The 14,537-nt window shown below is 72.8% G+C and carries 14 protein-coding genes; 7 read left to right on the top strand and 7 right to left on the bottom strand.

Annotated features, from left to right (window positions below):
* Positions 1–46: 46 nt before the first annotated feature.
* A complete protein-coding gene (locus H030_RS0121645) occupies positions 47–1,468 on the bottom strand; it encodes a DEAD/DEAH box helicase (protein ID WP_027007660.1) in 1,422 nt (473 codons plus the stop codon).
* 96 nt (positions 1,469–1,564) lie between these two features.
* Between H030_RS0121645 and H030_RS0121640 the strand changes: the two genes are divergently transcribed.
* Positions 1,565–4,360, top strand: a complete 2,796-nt coding sequence (locus H030_RS0121640; protein ID WP_027007659.1) for an AAA family ATPase — start codon at positions 1,565–1,567, stop codon at positions 4,358–4,360.
* Here the strand turns inward: H030_RS0121640 and H030_RS34185 are convergent.
* Both H030_RS34185 and H030_RS0121630 read right to left on the bottom strand, forming a co-directional pair.
* Positions 4,320–5,012, bottom strand: coding sequence for an AAA family ATPase (locus H030_RS34185; protein WP_051223418.1), 693 nt, complete (start codon positions 5,010–5,012; stop codon positions 4,320–4,322). The genes H030_RS0121640 and H030_RS34185 overlap by 41 nt on opposite strands.
* Before the next feature lie 12 nt (positions 5,013–5,024).
* Positions 5,025–5,987 carry a quinone oxidoreductase family protein gene (locus H030_RS0121630; RefSeq protein ID WP_027007658.1) on the bottom strand — a complete coding sequence of 321 codons (963 nt, stop codon included), beginning with the start codon at positions 5,985–5,987 and terminating at the stop codon, positions 5,025–5,027.
* 44 nt (positions 5,988–6,031) lie between these two features.
* Between H030_RS0121630 and H030_RS0121625 the strand changes: the two genes are divergently transcribed.
* The gene (locus H030_RS0121625) at positions 6,032–6,967 is read left to right on the top strand and encodes a PfkB family carbohydrate kinase (RefSeq protein ID WP_027007657.1); all 936 of its coding nucleotides are present in this window, start codon (positions 6,032–6,034) and stop codon (positions 6,965–6,967) included.
* A 4-nt stretch (positions 6,968–6,971) separates the two neighbouring features.
* On the opposite strand, the gene H030_RS37685 is transcribed toward H030_RS0121625, so the two are convergent.
* Genes H030_RS37685 through H030_RS0121610 form a run of 3 tightly spaced genes read right to left on the bottom strand, consistent with a single transcriptional unit; the run spans position 6,972 to position 9,385 of the window.
* Positions 6,972–7,907 carry a hypothetical protein gene (locus tag H030_RS37685; protein WP_051223416.1) on the bottom strand — a complete coding sequence of 312 codons (936 nt, stop codon included), beginning with the start codon at positions 7,905–7,907 and terminating at the stop codon, positions 6,972–6,974.
* Entirely contained in the window at positions 7,908–8,288 is a 381-nt protein-coding gene (locus H030_RS34175) for a MerR family DNA-binding transcriptional regulator (protein ID WP_035129236.1), read from the bottom strand.
* A 50-nt stretch (positions 8,289–8,338) separates the two neighbouring features.
* Positions 8,339–9,385: a nitronate monooxygenase gene (locus tag H030_RS0121610; RefSeq protein ID WP_027007656.1), complete on the bottom strand. Its 1,047-nt coding sequence runs from the start codon at positions 9,383–9,385 to the stop codon at positions 8,339–8,341.
* Positions 9,386–9,565: 180 nt separating this feature from the next.
* Between H030_RS0121610 and H030_RS34170 the strand changes: the two genes are divergently transcribed.
* The 3 genes from H030_RS34170 to H030_RS0121595 all read left to right on the top strand — a co-directional run bounded on the left by H030_RS34170 (position 9,566) and on the right by H030_RS0121595 (position 11,603).
* Entirely contained in the window at positions 9,566–10,966 is a 1,401-nt protein-coding gene (locus H030_RS34170) for a S8 family peptidase (protein WP_051223414.1), read from the top strand.
* Between the two features lie 68 nt (positions 10,967–11,034).
* Positions 11,035–11,301 (top strand): hypothetical protein, encoded by a 267-nt coding sequence (locus tag H030_RS0121600; protein WP_027007655.1) that lies wholly within the window; start codon positions 11,035–11,037, stop codon positions 11,299–11,301.
* A gap of 8 nt (positions 11,302–11,309) precedes the next feature.
* On the top strand, positions 11,310–11,603 hold the full coding sequence (locus H030_RS0121595) for a hypothetical protein (protein WP_027007654.1): 294 nt from the start codon (positions 11,310–11,312) through the stop codon (positions 11,601–11,603).
* A 322-nt stretch (positions 11,604–11,925) separates the two neighbouring features.
* Here H030_RS0121595 and ilvD read toward each other — a convergent pair whose 3' ends face one another.
* On the bottom strand, positions 11,926–13,818 hold the full coding sequence (gene ilvD / locus H030_RS34165) for a dihydroxy-acid dehydratase (RefSeq protein WP_051223411.1): 1,893 nt from the start codon (positions 13,816–13,818) through the stop codon (positions 11,926–11,928).
* Positions 13,819–13,869: 51 nt separating this feature from the next.
* Here ilvD and H030_RS0121585 point away from each other — a divergent pair, with 51 nt between their 5' ends.
* Positions 13,870–14,100, top strand: coding sequence for a hypothetical protein (locus H030_RS0121585; protein WP_027007653.1), 231 nt, complete (start codon positions 13,870–13,872; stop codon positions 14,098–14,100).
* 11 nt (positions 14,101–14,111) lie between these two features.
* Positions 14,112–14,495, top strand: a complete 384-nt coding sequence (locus H030_RS0121580) for a hypothetical protein (protein ID WP_027007652.1) — start codon at positions 14,112–14,114, stop codon at positions 14,493–14,495.
* The last annotated feature ends 42 nt before the right edge of the window (positions 14,496–14,537 follow it).

The following is a 14,537-nucleotide window of genomic DNA, read 5'->3' as shown; positions in this document are numbered from 1 at the left end:
ACCATACCCCGAACGCCCTTCGGCGCACCGAGGTTGCGGTCCTTCCTCAGCTTCGTGCCAGCTCGGCCCGGATCCTGTGCCCGGCGACGCTCGCGCCGTCGACCGCGGCGACGATCGCCTCGGCCTCGGCGTCGGGCACCGAGAACAGCGTGAACTTCTGCAGCACGCGGACGTCCCGGACCGCCTCGCCGTCCAGCCCCGCCGCGCTCGTGATCGCGTGGATCACGTCGGCGACCTCGAGGCCGTCGGCCGCGCCGCCGGAGGCCAGCACGCGCCGGTACTCCTCCGAGCCGTTGCGCGAGAGCTGCGGCTTGGTGTGGCGCCTGGGCTTCTCGACCACCGGCGCCGCCGCGGTGTGCGCGCCCGGCGACCACGGCTTGAGCTCCATGCCGATGTGCTTCTCGATCGCCTGCAGCTCCTTCTGCTGCTTGGGCTCGACGAAGGTGATGGCACGGCCTGAGCGGCCGACGCGGCCGGTGCGGCCGATGCGGTGCACGTAGACATCCGGAGAGGTAGGGACGTCGAAGTTGACGACGTGCGTGACCGTCGAGATGTCGAGTCCGCGCGCCGCGACGTCGGTGGCGACGAGGATCGGGACGCGCCCGCCCTTGAACGACAACATGACGCCGTCGCGCTGGCCCTGCGACATGTCGCCGTGCAGCGCCTTGACGTTCATGCCCTTGTCGCGCAGCTTCTTGTAGAGCTGGTCGGCGCGGATCTTCGTGCGCGTGAAGACGATCGCCTGGTCGGGGCGCTCCTCGCGCAGGACGTCCACCAAGGCCTCGGGCTTGTCGGGCGTCTTGACCTCGAGCCGGAACTGCTCGACGGTGTCGACGGTCAGGTTCGCCGACTTCACCTTCACCGTCTGCGGGTGGTAGAGGTAGCGGTCGGCCAGCTCCCGGATCGGCGGCGGCATCGTCGCGCTGAACAGCGCGGTCTGACGGCCGTTGGGGCAGAGCTTGAGGATCTTCTCGACGTCCTCGAGGAAGCCGAGGTCGAGCATCTCGTCGGCCTCGTCGAGGACGACGAAGCGGCAGTCGCTGAGGTGCAGGGACGCGCGCGACAGGAGGTCGAGCACGCGGCCGACGGTCCCGACGACGACGTGGCCGCCGGCACGCAGCTGCGCCTGCTGGCTGCGGATTGGAGCACCGCCGAAGACGGCGACGACGTCGACGCCCTTGCGCGCGCCGTAGGTGCGCAGCGCCTGGGTGACCTGGATGCACAGCTCGCGCGTCGGGGTCAGGACGAGGGCCTGGACCTCGCCGTCGGTGGGGTCGACGTGCTCGACGATCGGCAGGCCGAACGCGGCCGTCTTGCCGGATCCGGTCTGGGCCTGGCCGATGATGTCCTCGCCCTGCAGCAGGATCGGGATCGCCTGCTCCTGGATGGGGCTCGGCTGCTCGTAGCCGACGTCTTGAAGGGCTTGAAGGGTCGGCTCACTGAGGCCGAGGTCCGCGAAGGCGGTCATGTACCCCTGAAGGGTAGTGCGCGGGCCGCGCGATGCGCCGCGCGGCTGGCGCAAAAGCCTGCAGCGGAGCGCGTGGCCATGGCATGATTGCGCCGAGTGCTGCTAGGCCGTCAGCGCGAGATCGCGCACATCGAAGATCTGTTGAACGGCGCCACGGAGGGCACGAGCGCCGCCGTCCTGCTCCACGGAGAGGCCGGCATCGGGAAGTCCTCGCTGCTGAAGGCTGCCATCGACGCCGCTTCCGCGCGCGATCTCGGCGTGCTCCGGACGCGTGGCTACGAGTCGGAGTCCGACATCCCGTTCGCGGGCTTGCTGGAGCTGCTGACGCCGCTGCTGCCGCTGCGCGACAGGATCCCGGAGGTCCAGGCGCGCGCGCTCGGCTCCGCGCTGGCGCTGGAGGCGCCGACGCCGTTCGACCGCTTCGCGGTCCCCGCCGGCATGTTGTCGCTCTTGGCCGCCGCGGCCGAGGAGAGGCCGTACCTCGTCGTCGCCGACGACGTCCACTGGCTCGACGACGCGTCGCGCGAGGCGCTGAGCTTCGTCGCGCGCCGGCTCGGCGCCGAGGGCGTCGTGCTCGTCTTCGCCGCGCGGCCGGTCGACGAGGTGCTCGCCGCCTTCGAGGGCATCGAGTCGCGCGCGGTCGCGCCGCTCGCCGATGCCGACGCCGCCGCGCTGCTGCGCCGCGAGGCGCCGTCGCACGTCTCCGAGAAGGTCGCCGCCGACCTCCTCGCCAGCGCGCACGGCAACCCGCTGGCGCTGACCGAGATCCCGCGCGGGCTGAGCCCGGACCAGCTCGCCGGCCGCGAGCCGCTGGCCGGCCCGCTGCAGGCCGGCGACCGGATCGAGGACGCGTTCGCACGCCAGCTCGCCGACCTGCCCGCCGCGACGCGCGAGGCGCTGCTGATCGCCGCCGCGATGCAGACCGGCCGCCACGACATCTACCTGAAGGCCCTGGAGCTGCGCGGCGTCCCGAAGAGCGCGCTCGACGCCGCGGTCTCCGCGCAGATGATCGCCCTCGACGGCCGCGTCGAGTTCTTCCACCCGCTCCTGCGCTCCGCCGTCTACCACGCGGCCGACCCGATCCAGCGCCGCTCGGTGCACGCCACGCTCGCCGAGCTGGCCGACACGGTCGCCACACCCGGCCGCCGCGCCTGGCACCTCGCGGCCGCCGCCGACGCGCCCGACGAGCAGGTCGCCGAGGCGCTGGAGGAGGCCGCCGCCGAGGCGCGCTCGCGCGGCGGGATCCTGGCCGCGGCGCGCGCGTACGAGCGCGCGGCGAACCTCTCGACCGACGACGCGGCCCGCGCGCGGCGCCTGCTGGAGGCGGCGAGCGACTACGCGCAGGCCAACCAGGCCGACCACGCGCTGGCGCTGGTCGGCGCCGCGCAGGAGCTGGTCCCGGCCGACTCCGCGCCGACGACCGAGGTCGTGCGCGTGCGCGGGCGCGTGGAGATGCGCCGCGGCGCGCCGGTCGTCGCCCACGACCTGCTGGTCGCCGAGGCCGAGCGGATCGCCGCCGAGGATCCGGGCAACGCCGCGTGGCTGCTGCTCGAGGCGGCGGGCGCGCACATGATGACCGGCGACATGGAGGCCTTGATCCGGACCGGCGACCGCGCGCGGGCGCTGCTGGCCGGTGGGCTGAACCCGCCGATGGAGGTGCTCGCCGGCGTGCTGGTCGGCGAGGCGCACGCCGCGCTCGGCCACGAGGCCGAGGCCGACGCGCTGCTCGATCCCGCGATGCCGTTGCTGACCGGTGAGTACGTCCTCGCGCTTCCCAGCGAGCTGGTGGCGATGGCCGGCCAGTGCGGCATCTGGTACGAGCGCTGGGACCGCGCGACCGCGGTCCTGGACCACCTCGTCGCGACCGCGCGCCAGGCCAGCGCGATCAACCACCTCATCTTCCCGCTGGTCTCGCAGTCGATCATGGACTACCGCCAGGGCCGCTGGGCCAACGCGCTCGCCGACGCGGGCGAGGCGGCGCGGCTGGCGCGCGAGACCGCGCTGCGCCCGCTGCTGACGTTCGCGCTCGCGGTGCTCGCGCACGCCGAGGCCGGGATGGGCCGTCGCGACGACGCGCGCGCCCACGCCCGCGAGGCGCTGCACCTCGCCGAGGAGCTCGACGGGACGTCGGTGGCGATCTACGCGCTCAACGCGCTCGCCTTCGACGCGCTCGGCGCGGGTGAGATCGAGAGCGCGGTCGAGCTCTACGACCGCGCGTTCCGCAGCGCGACCAAGCTGCGGATGCAGCGCGGGCTGATCCAGTTCGGCGCCGACCGCGTCGAGGCGCTGGCGCGCGCGGGCAGGACCGACGCCGCGTTCCAGGCGCTCGAGGAGTTCGCCGACACGCCGGGCGGCGGGCACTGGGCGTCGGCGGCGCTGGCGCGCTGCCGCGGGATCCTGGCCGACAGGACCGCCGAGCACCACTTCATCACCGCGCTCAGCCACCACGAGCGCGACGGCCAGCCGTTCGAGCGCGCCCGGACCCAGCTCGCCTACGGCGAGCGCCTGCGCCGCGACCGCCGCCGCGCGGACGCGCGCGAGCAGCTGACCCAGGCGCTGGACACGTTCGAGCGCCTCAGCGCGACGCCGTGGGCGGACCGCACGCGCGTCGAGATGCGCGCGACCGGCGGCGCGGCCGCCGAGGGCGGCGCGGCGGAGCGGGAGGCGGTCGCCGCCGCGGGGCTGGAGGAGCTGACCGCGCACGAGCTGCAGATCGCGCGCCTGGTCGCCTACGGCGACACGAACCGCCAGGTGGCCGCGAAGCTCTTCCTGTCGCCGAAGACCATCGAGTACCACCTGTCGCAGATCTACCGCAAGCTCGACCTGCGCTCCCGCACCCAGCTCGCGTCGCTCATGGCGCAGGAGATGGGGAGCTCGAAGACGGCGGCGTAGCCGCGGCGTGGCTGGCGTCGGAGCCGCCGCAGCCGCAGGCGGTCGCGATGATGTCGACGCACAGCTCCGGGCCCAGGCGCGTCGAGTCGAGGACGATGTCGTACAGGTCGGTGTCCTTGGCGTCGCAGCGGTAGTAGCGCTTGACGTAGGCCTCGCGGGCGCGGTCGGTGGACCTCAGGCGGCGCGCCGCGGTGTCCTCGTCGATGCGCTCTATCCGCGCGGCCTGCGGGATCCGCGCGTCGGGCGGGCCGTCGAGGCGGACGTGCAGCGCGCGCGGGTCGTGGGCCAGGACGACGGCGCCGGCGCGGCCCAGGACGACCGCGCGGCCGCCGCCGGCCAGCTCCCGGATCGCCTGCTCGGCGGCCTCGTGGTGGCTGGAGCGCTTGAGGACCTCCGGGTCCACGTCGCCGTAGTACTCGCTGATCGGCGCGAGGTGGGTGAGCACGCGGTCCAGGCCGCGCTCGACGTCCTCGTCGAGGCGCTCGGCGGCGTCGGGGGAGATCCCCATCTTCTCGGCGATCGCGGCCTGCACGGCGCGGTCGACGAACGGGACGCCGAGCCGCTGCGCGAGCGCGGGCCCGACGACGCTGCCGCCGGCACCGTAGGAGGCGGAGATCGTGACGAGCGTGATGTCGGCCGTGTTCGTCGTCATGGCGCTTCTGCGTTACCCGCTGGGGTCCAGGAGCAACTTCCCGCGGGTTCTGCGGCCCACGAGGTCCTCCTGCGCGCGCCGTGCGTCCGACAACATGTAGGTGTTGCCGACGACGGCGGTGACGCTGCCGTCCGCGGCGAGGGCGAACAGCTCGGCCAGCGGGGCGCGGAGATGCTCCGGGCGCTCCAGGTAGTGGAACAGCCAGAAGCCGATCACCGACTGCGAGCGCTTCAGCAGGCGGCCGGTCCGGACCTCGTTCTGCTCGCGCGAGGAGATGCCGTAGACGACCATCCGCCCCATGTCGGCCATCGCGCGCAGCGCGACGTCGAACAGCGGGCCGCCGGCCATCTCCAGGACGACGTCGACCTCGCGGCCCTCGTTGGCCTCCAGGATCCGCTCGCGCAGCGTGTCGGCGTCGGACGCGTCGCCGTCGATCGCGGCGTCGGCGCCGAGCTCCAGGCACAGCGCGCGCTTGTCCTCGGACGAGGCGGTCGCGATCACGCGGCCCGCGCCGAGCGGCCTGGCGAGCTGGACGGCGAGCGAGCCGACGCCGCCGGCGCCGCTCACCACCAGGACCGACTCGCCGCCGGTCAGGCGCGCGCACGTGCGGTAGAGGTGCCACGCGGTCAGGCCCTGGATCAGCAGCGCGAGCGCCGCGCCGTCGTCGAGGCCGTCCGGGATCGGGAACGTCCGGTCCTGCGGCGCGACCGCGTACTCGGCGTAGCCGCCGTGGCCGGTGAGCGCGACGACGCGCTCGCCCGTGTCCTCGCGCACGCCCGCGACCTCGCCGCCCGGGATCAGCGGCAGCTGCTGCTTCTGGACGTAGGAGTTCTCGCGCTGGTGGGTGTCGGCGAAGTTCATCCCGGCGCGGCTGACGCGGATCAGGACCTCGCCGTCGCCGGCCTGCGGGACCGGGACGTCGACCAGCTCCAGGACCTCCGGACCGCCGAACTCGACCTGCTGGATCGCGCGCATCGCGCGGCACCCTACCCAGCTGATCCCCTAGCCTCCCCCGCCGTATGAGCCTCACTGTCGTCGGATCCCTTGCCTATGACGCCGTCAAGACGCCCTTCGGGGAGCGCGAGCGGATGCTCGGCGGCGCCGCCACCCACTTCGCCCTCGCCGCGTCGTTCTTCGACGTCGTCCGGCCCGTCGGCCCGGTCGGCGAGGACTTCGACGAGGCGTCGTTCGCGACGCTGCGCACGCGCGGCACGGTGACCGACGACGTCGAGGTCGTCCCGGGCGGCAAGACGTTCTTCTGGAAGGGCGTCTACTCGAACAACCTCAACCAGCGCGACACGCTCGTGACGGACCTGAACGTCTTCGAGTCGTTCGAGCCGAAGCTGTCCCAGGAGTCCCAGGACGCCGACGTCCTGTTCCTGGCGAACATCCAGCCGGACCTGCAGCTGCACGTGCGCGAGCAGTGCACGAAGGCGCGGTTCGTCGCGATGGACTCGATGAACCTGTGGATCGAGATCGCCAACGCGTCGCTGAAGAAGGTCATCGGGACCGTCGACTGCCTGATCCTCAACGACGAGGAGCTGGAGCAGCTGACCGAGAAGCCGACGCTGCAGCAGGCGGCGGCCGAGGTCCTGTCGTGGGGCCCGAAGGCGGTCGTCGCCAAGCTCGGCAAGTACGGCGCAGCGCTGTTCACCGAGGAGGGCTTCTTCGCTTTGCCCGCCTACCCGCTGGCCGAGGTCATCGACCCGACCGGCGCGGGCGACACGTTCGCGGGCGGCTTCGTCGGCTACATCGCCGCGCACCCGGACGAGCCGATCGACCACGCGCACCTGTCGCGCGCGATGGCCTACGGCACGGCGCTGGCGTCCTACAACGTCGAGGAGTTCGGCACCGAGCGCGTCGAGCGCCTGACGGCCGACGAGGTCCAGGCGCGCGTCGCGGACCTGCAGCGGATGACGGACTTCACCGTCGATCCGGTCGCCCTGCGCGCCTAGCGCGCTACACGGCGTCGGAGCTCAACGCCGCCAAGGCCTCGAGCGAGGCCTTGGCGGCGAACTCGTCCGTAGGGAGGACGTCCATGTCGACCTGGCGATGCTCGATGAAGAGCTGCTGCGCGGATACCTTGTCCAGCGTTCGCGCCGTCGGGAGGACCTGGGCCTTGACGTCCTCGCCGGCCAGCCGCCTGCGGATCGGGTTCACGATCTCGCTCATCGCCTTGTCGGCGTCGATGGCCGCACCGGAGGCCAGCCGGTTGGGGTCGACGATGAAGATCAGCGACACGGTGGCCGCCCACTCCGTCGAGCACCACACGCCCAGCAGCGCATCGGCGAACCGTCCGGCCATCGAGTTCCTGCCCATCGACTTCGCCACCTTGGTGCGCAGGTGGCTGAGGACGTGCTGCTCCAGATCGTTGGGGAAGGCGTAGCGGCCGACGCGGCGCATCAACCACGAGGACAGAAGCACGCGCGCAGCCGGGTCGAGCGGCGCGGCGGCACGCGGGATGGCGGCATGCCCGAGCACGGCCTTGGACACCGGGAAGCTGAGCTGGCTGTCGATCGCGGGGAAGGCGAGACCCGCCGTCTCGATCGCCGGCAACGCGAAGTAGTCGCCGCGACTGCCGTAATGCGCGGCCTTCCACGTCAGCTCGTCGAGCTCGACGATGGGCATGAGCTGCAGGAACGGCATCTTGTCGGGATGGCGGACCAGGTCGCAGGTCTGCGTGACGATCGCGCCCCAGCCGGTGTCGATCTGCTGCGGGGCGACCGTCCACAGGCCATGCTCGTCAACCGGCTCGAGCTCGTCGACGCCGTCAAGGAACGTGCTGTGCGGCGACTCCAGCACCGGGACCAGCGGCGCCGCGAGCAGATCCCCTTGCCACAGCCCCTGGGCAAGCTGCTCGATCTCGGCCTTGTCCTCGTCCGAGCGACGGATCATCTACGCGACGGCGTACGGACGACGAGCGCCGACCAGCCGCCCACCCCAGCGATGGCGCGCGGCGTCGAACGGCTCGTCGGCGATCGCGAGAGCGGCGCTCTCACGCACGCCGAGCGCGACCATCTCCGGCGGTATCCCCGCCGCGCCCCGTTCGCCGATGTCGTTGACACCCAGCGGCGCGAAGCGCTCCTCGGTCAGGCCGGTGATGGCCGCCTGACGCTCAGCCAGCTGACCGCGCACCTCGTCCACAGACCAGCGAGCGTGGCCGCCCGGGGTCTGGCGCGTCGGGCTGATCCGCCCGGAGGAGCGGTAGTAGCGCACGGTGCTGGCGGCGACGCCGAGCTCCTGCGCGAGCTCACGGGTGCTCAGAAGCTCTGCCATGGGTCCGAGTCTAGCTCCCCTCGCTGTCGCTTTCAACGCTTTGGACGTTTTCAACGCTGCGGGGCACCTTGCCGAGCTAGGGGGGTCAGCGCCTTCACGACCTCTGCGGCCGGCCGCTCCTGCGCGAGCGCGTGGGCCTCGCCGGCCCAGAGGTTGATGACGTCCGGGTCGCCCGCGGCGCGGGCCGCCGCGCGCAGCGGCGCGGTGATGTGGTGCAGCTCGGGGTAGGCGATCGGCGCGGCCGCGCCGTGCTCGGCGTGCAGGCGGTTGACGATCCCGCGCGCCAGGCGGCCGGTGTAGGCGCGGGTCAGGGTCGTGACGTTGTTGGGGTCCTTGATCGCCGCGCGGTGCGGCGCGGACGTCCCGGCCTCCGGCGTCAGCATGAACGCGGTGCCGACCTGGGCCGCTCGGGCGCCCGCGGCGAGGACCGCTGAGACTCCCGCAGCGGTCATGATCCCGCCGGTCGCGATCAGCGGCGTGTCGACGTCGACCGCGTCGCGGACCAGCGCCAGCAGCGCGAGCAGGCCGTAGTTGATGGCGTCGGGCGTGTCGGCGAAGGCGCCGCGGTGGCCGCCGGCCTCCGTGCCCTGGACGATCAGCGCGTCGGCGCCGGACGCCGCGCCCGCGCGCGCCTCCTGCGGCGTCGTGATCGTCACCCAGACGCCCTTGCCGGACTCCTGCAGGCGCCGGACGACCTCGCGGTCCGGGCAGGCGAAGGTGAAGCTGACGGCCGCGACGTCGTCGGGCGCGCGGGCGACGAGCAGCGCGACCTTCTCGTCGTGGTGGTCGTCGTCGAAGCGCGGCTCGCCGAGCGGCGTGCCGAGGCGCTCGGCCTCGGGGCGCAGGCGCTGCGCGTAGGCGGCCACGACGTCCGGGTCCGCGGGCGCGCCGGAGGCGCCGAAGACGTTGACGGCCAGCGGCGCGCGCGTGAGCGCGCGGGTCGCGTCGAGGTCGGCGGCCAGCGCGTCCGGGGTCCTGTAGCCCGCGGCCGAGAAGGCCAGGCCGCCTGCGTTGGCGACCGCCGCGGCGAGCTCCGGCGTGGACGGCCCGCCGGCCATCGGCGCCTGGATGATCGGGCCTGCCAGACGTTCCAGCATCGTCGTTCGATCTTATTGGCCTTGAGCGGGACGGTCGGGTTCTGGACACCTGTTTTCCGGCCGATCGGACGTCCGGCCAGCGGGGCGCGAATCCCGCCGCGGGGTTCCGAAGGTAGTGGTGTCCGCGCAGTCACGGAAGACCGCGGACGAACTTTCACAGCTACCGGCACGGAGGCCGGGATGCCGTTCGTCACCCGCGGATTCGCCCTACTCACCACGTCCACGCTTGCCGCCCTGGCGCTCGCTCCCGTTTCGGGTGCGTCGGCTGCCACGCCGCGGATCGGCGCCCCCGACGGCCTCAGGGCGACGCCGCTCGTCGTCCGGCCCGCGCAGCGCTCCACGCCGCGCCGCGCCACCGCGCACGCCGCGGCGGCGACGCCGAGGGCGCGTGCCGCGCAGGCGGCGGCGACCGACCCGCGCGCGGTCGACCAGTGGGCGCTGGACGGCGACCAGCCGATGGGGATCGAGAGCGCCTGGCGCCAGACCACCGGCGCGGGCGTGACGGTCGCGATCGTCGACTCCGGCGCGGACCTGTCGCACCCGGACCTGGTCCCGAACCTGTGGACCAACCCGGGCGAGATCGCCGGCAACGGCGTCGACGACGACGGCAACGGCTACGTGGACGACGTCCACGGCTTCGACTTCGTCGACAACGACGGCACGCCGCAGGACGCCAACGGGCACGGGACGCACGTCGCGGGGATCGTCGGCGCGCGCGGCGGCAACGGGATCGGGACGGCGGGCGTCGCGTGGAACGTGAAGCTCATGATCGTCCGGGTCCTCGACGCCAACGCGCAGGGCACGACGACGTCGGTCGCCCAGGGGATCCGCTACGCGGTCGACAATGGCGCGCGGATCGTGAACCTGTCGCTGGCCGGGCCGACCTCGACGCCGGATCTCGAGAGCGCGGTGCAGTACGCGCAGGCCCGCGGGGTCCTGGTCGTGGTGGCTGCCGGCAACGACGGCCACGACCTGGCGAGCGCGCCGACCTACCCGGCCGCGTACGGGGAGAGCAACGTGATCGGCGTCGCCGCGACGACGCGCGACGGCGGGCTGTCGAGCGTCAGCGACTACGGCCCGGGCGCCGACGTCGCCGCGCCCGGCGAGGAGATCCTGAGCACCGCGCTGGGCGGCGGCTACGAGTGGCGGACCGGCACGTCGATGGCGGCGCCGCAGGTGACAGGCGCGCTGGCGCTGCTGGCGTCGGTCCGGCCGGACCTGGACGGCGGAGGGTTGGAGAGCGCGCTGTTCTCCGGGCTGCGTCATGGGTCCCTGCCGGTGCAGAGCGGCGCGCTGGACATCGGCTCCGCGCTGCACGCCGTGATCCCGGCGAGCGCGTGGAAGGCGGCGCCGGTGGCGCCGGTGTCGTCGTATGCGTCGTCGAGTGGCAGCGGTTCCGTGAGGTCGAGCACGGCGGCGGCGAAGAGGAGGACGGCCGCGAAGAAGAGGGTCGTCAAGAAGAAGCTGACCGCCGCGCAGAGGAAGCGCGCGGCCGCTGCCCGCAAGAAGGCGGCGGCGCGCAAGAAGCGGCTCGCTCGTGCGCGGGCCCAGCGCCTGGCCGCCAAGCGCGCCAAGAAGTAGCGCTCAGCGGACCTCGGGCGCCAGGAATTCCCTACACGCGGGCGGGTCGGGGTAGCGTTGACCTCACCATGACCTGGGGGTTCATCTGGCTGATGCTGGTCCTCAAGATCCCGATCGCGATGTTGTTGTACATCGTGTGGTGGGCGATCCATCAGGACGGCGAGCCCGAATCCGAAGGCGGAGACGGCGGGACGAAGACCTACCCGCACGGCTCCGGCCGCCGCCTACCCCGCAAGCCCCGCCCGCGCGGCCCCCACGGCGACCCGGCGATGCCCTCGCCGCCCCGCTCGCGCCGCACACCGCTACCGGTACGGGCGCGCGAACACGACCACTGAGCGGCCGCGTGGCGCCGGCGCGGCCCGACCGCTCGCTGCGCGTGATCGTGGACCTGGCTCTGCGCGAGGCGGGCTGGCGGTTCGTCGGCGTCGCGGCCTTCCCGCGCCTCGCGTACCGGCTGCGCTGGCCGACGCGCCTCGGGCCACGCGGCCTCCTGCTCTACATCGCCTTCAACACGGCACTGCTCGCAGCCATCCGCACCTGGCTGTTCCCCTTGCTCCGCCGCCACACCGAGCACCGCGAACGCCTCCGAGCACAGCTCGGCCACGAACCCAGCGACCAAGAGCTCACCAGCCGCTAGCCAGCGCCGGCGGAGACCGCCAAACGGTCGCGGAGTTACGACCGACAACGCGCCGGTACTCCAAGCGTCGGCGCGGGCGGGAGTGCGGCCGCGGACACGACCGCCCGCAGAACCAGCGGCGCCGACGACCGCGTGTACCGAGGACGGCGGAGACCGCCAAACGGTCGCGGAGTTACGACCGACAACGCGCCGGTACTCCAAGCGTCGGCGCGGGCGGGAGTGCGGCCGCGGACACGACCGCCTGCAGAACCGACGGCGTAGGTGACCGCGTGTAGCGAGGACGGCGGTCGCCGCGGCGCGTGAAGCGCCGCGGCGTGCCGAGTTAGGCGGGCTCGACGGAGCGGGTTGCGGCGTCCTGCAGGGCTTCGATCCTCGACACGTCGCGGATGGCGCCCTTGTCGGCTGACGTTGCCATGGCGGCGTAGGCGCGCAGTGCGGGTGACACCGCGCGGGGGCGGTCTTCGAGGGGCTTGTAGCCGTTGCCGGACTCCAGGCGGGAGCGGCGGTCTTCGAGCTCGGCGTCGGTGAGGGCCACGTCGATCGAGCGCTGGGGGATGTTGATGTTGATGGTGTCGCCGTCTTCGATCAGGGCGATCGCGCCGCCGCTCGCTGCTTCGGGCGAGATGTGGCCGATCGACAGGCCGGAGGTCCCGCCGCTGAACCGCCCGTCGGTGATCAGCGCGCACTGCGCGCCGAGCCCCAAGCCCCTCAGGTAGCTCGTCGGGTAGAGCATCTCCTGCATCCCCGGCCCACCACGCGGACCCTCGTAGCGGATGACGACCACGTCGCCCGGCTTCACGCGCTGGTTAAGGATCGCGTCGACCGCGGCCTCCTGGGACTCGACCACGACGGCCGGCCCACTGAACTCCCAGATCGACTCGTCGACGCCCGCGGTCTTGACCACGCAGCCGTCCAGAGCGATGTTGCCGTGCAGGATCGCCAGCCCGCCGTCCTTCGAGTACGCGTGCTCGACGTCGTGGATGCAGCCGTCGGCGGCATCGGCATCCAGCGACTCCCAGCGCTCGGACTGCGAGAACGCCTCGGCGCTCCGCACGCACCCCGGCGCGGCGTGGAACAGCTCGACCGCACGCTCGCTCGGCTTCGGGCCGCGGATGTCCCACTCCTCCAGCCACGACGACAGCGACCCCGCATGCACGGTGTGGACGTCCTCGTGCAGCAGCCCACCACGCCACAGCTCGCCGAGGATCGCCGGGATCCCGCCGGCCCGGTGGACGTCCTCCATCAGGTACGTCCCGTTCGGCGCCACCTTGCAGAGGCACGGCACCCTGCGCGAGATCGCGTCGATGTCGCTCATCGTGAAGTCGACGCCCGCCTCCTGCGCGGCGGCCAGCAGGTGCAGCACCGTGTTGGTCGAGCCGCCCATCGCGACATCCAAGGTCATCGCGTTCTCGAACGCGTCCCGCGTCGCGACCGCGCGCGGCAGCACGCTCTCGTCGTCGCCGTCGTAGTAGCGCGCGCACAGCTCCACGGCCGTCCGGCCGGCGGCCTCGTACAGATCGCGCCGTGCCGTGTGCGTCGCCAGCGTCGAGCCGTTGCCCGGCAGCGCCAGCCCCATCGCCTCGGTCAGGCAGTTCATCGAGTTCGCGGTGAACATCCCGGAGCACGACCCGCACGTCGGGCACGCCGCCTCCTCGATCCGAGCCAAGTCGTCATCGGAAACGCTGTCGCTCACCGCATCCGCGATCGCCGTGATCAGGTTCAGGCCCTTGCGGACCGTGCCGTCGACCAGGACCGTCTGACCGCCCTCCATCGGGCCACCGCTCACGAACACCGTCGGGATGTTCAGCCGCAGCGCGGCGTTCAGCATCCCCGGCGTGATCTTGTCGCAGTTGGAGATGCACACCAGCGCGTCCGCGCAGTGCGCGTTGACCATGTACTCGACGGAATCGGCGATCAGGTCGCGCGACGGCAACGAGTACAACATGCCGTCGTGCCCCATCGCGATCCCGTCGTCGACGGCGATCGTGTTGAACTCGCGCGCGATGCCGCCCGCGGCCTCGACGGCCTCGGCGACGACGCGCCCCACCGGCGACAGGTGCGTGTGTCCCGGGACGAACTGCGTGTACGAGTTCGCCACCGCGACGATCGGCTGCTTGCCGATCGCGTCCCTCGCTACGCCCGCCGCGCGAAGCAGCGAGCGAGCGCCCGCCATGTTGCGACCGTGCGTGACCGTCCGGGAGCGCAGATGAGGCATGCCCCGAACTGTACTTCCCACGCGCGCGCGATCCTCGGATAGTGTCGCCGCATGCACGCGCTGATCGCCCTGATCACGGCCGCGGAGAGCGGCGCCGAGGAGTCCTCGAAGACCGCCTTCTACATCTGCGGCGGCCTCCTCGCCGCCTGGGCCGTCGTGCTCTCGCTGATCGGGATGAGCTCGCAGACCTTCCCGGCCACCGTCGCCGCGAAGCGCGGCGTCATCGCGATCACAGGCCTCTTCGTGATCGCCGCGATGGCGACCGCCGTCATCACCGCATAGCCTTCGACGGCGTGACGGACCACGCACCCGACGTACCCGCCGCCGCCGACGACGACGGCCACGCGATCAGCTTCCAGGTCCTGCGCCGCGGGACGCCCGTCCGCAGCAGCGACGGCGTCGCGCTCGGGACCGTCCGGCGCGTCCACGAAGCCAAGCGCGAGCACATCTTCGACGGCATCGACGTCGACACCCGGGACGGCCTGCGCTTCCTCGACGCGCCCGAGGTCGCCCGGATCGCCGAGCGCGCCGTGACGACCACGTTCCCCGCCGCCGAGCGCGAGATCCACCTGGTCGACCGCGGCTCCCGGATCGCGCGGATCCTCGGCAACACCACGACCGCGCGCCGGGCCAAGCGCGCCGGCGAGCGCGCGCGAGAGCAGTGGGACCGGCGCTAGCGCGCCGAGTGGGTCCCCGGACGCGCGGGGACACTAGTATGC

This window comes from Conexibacter woesei Iso977N (assembly GCF_000424625.1).
Classification (GTDB): Bacteria; Actinomycetota; Thermoleophilia; order Solirubrobacterales; family Solirubrobacteraceae; genus Baekduia; species Baekduia woesei_A.
This window is presented reverse-complemented; position numbering and strand designations above follow the sequence as displayed.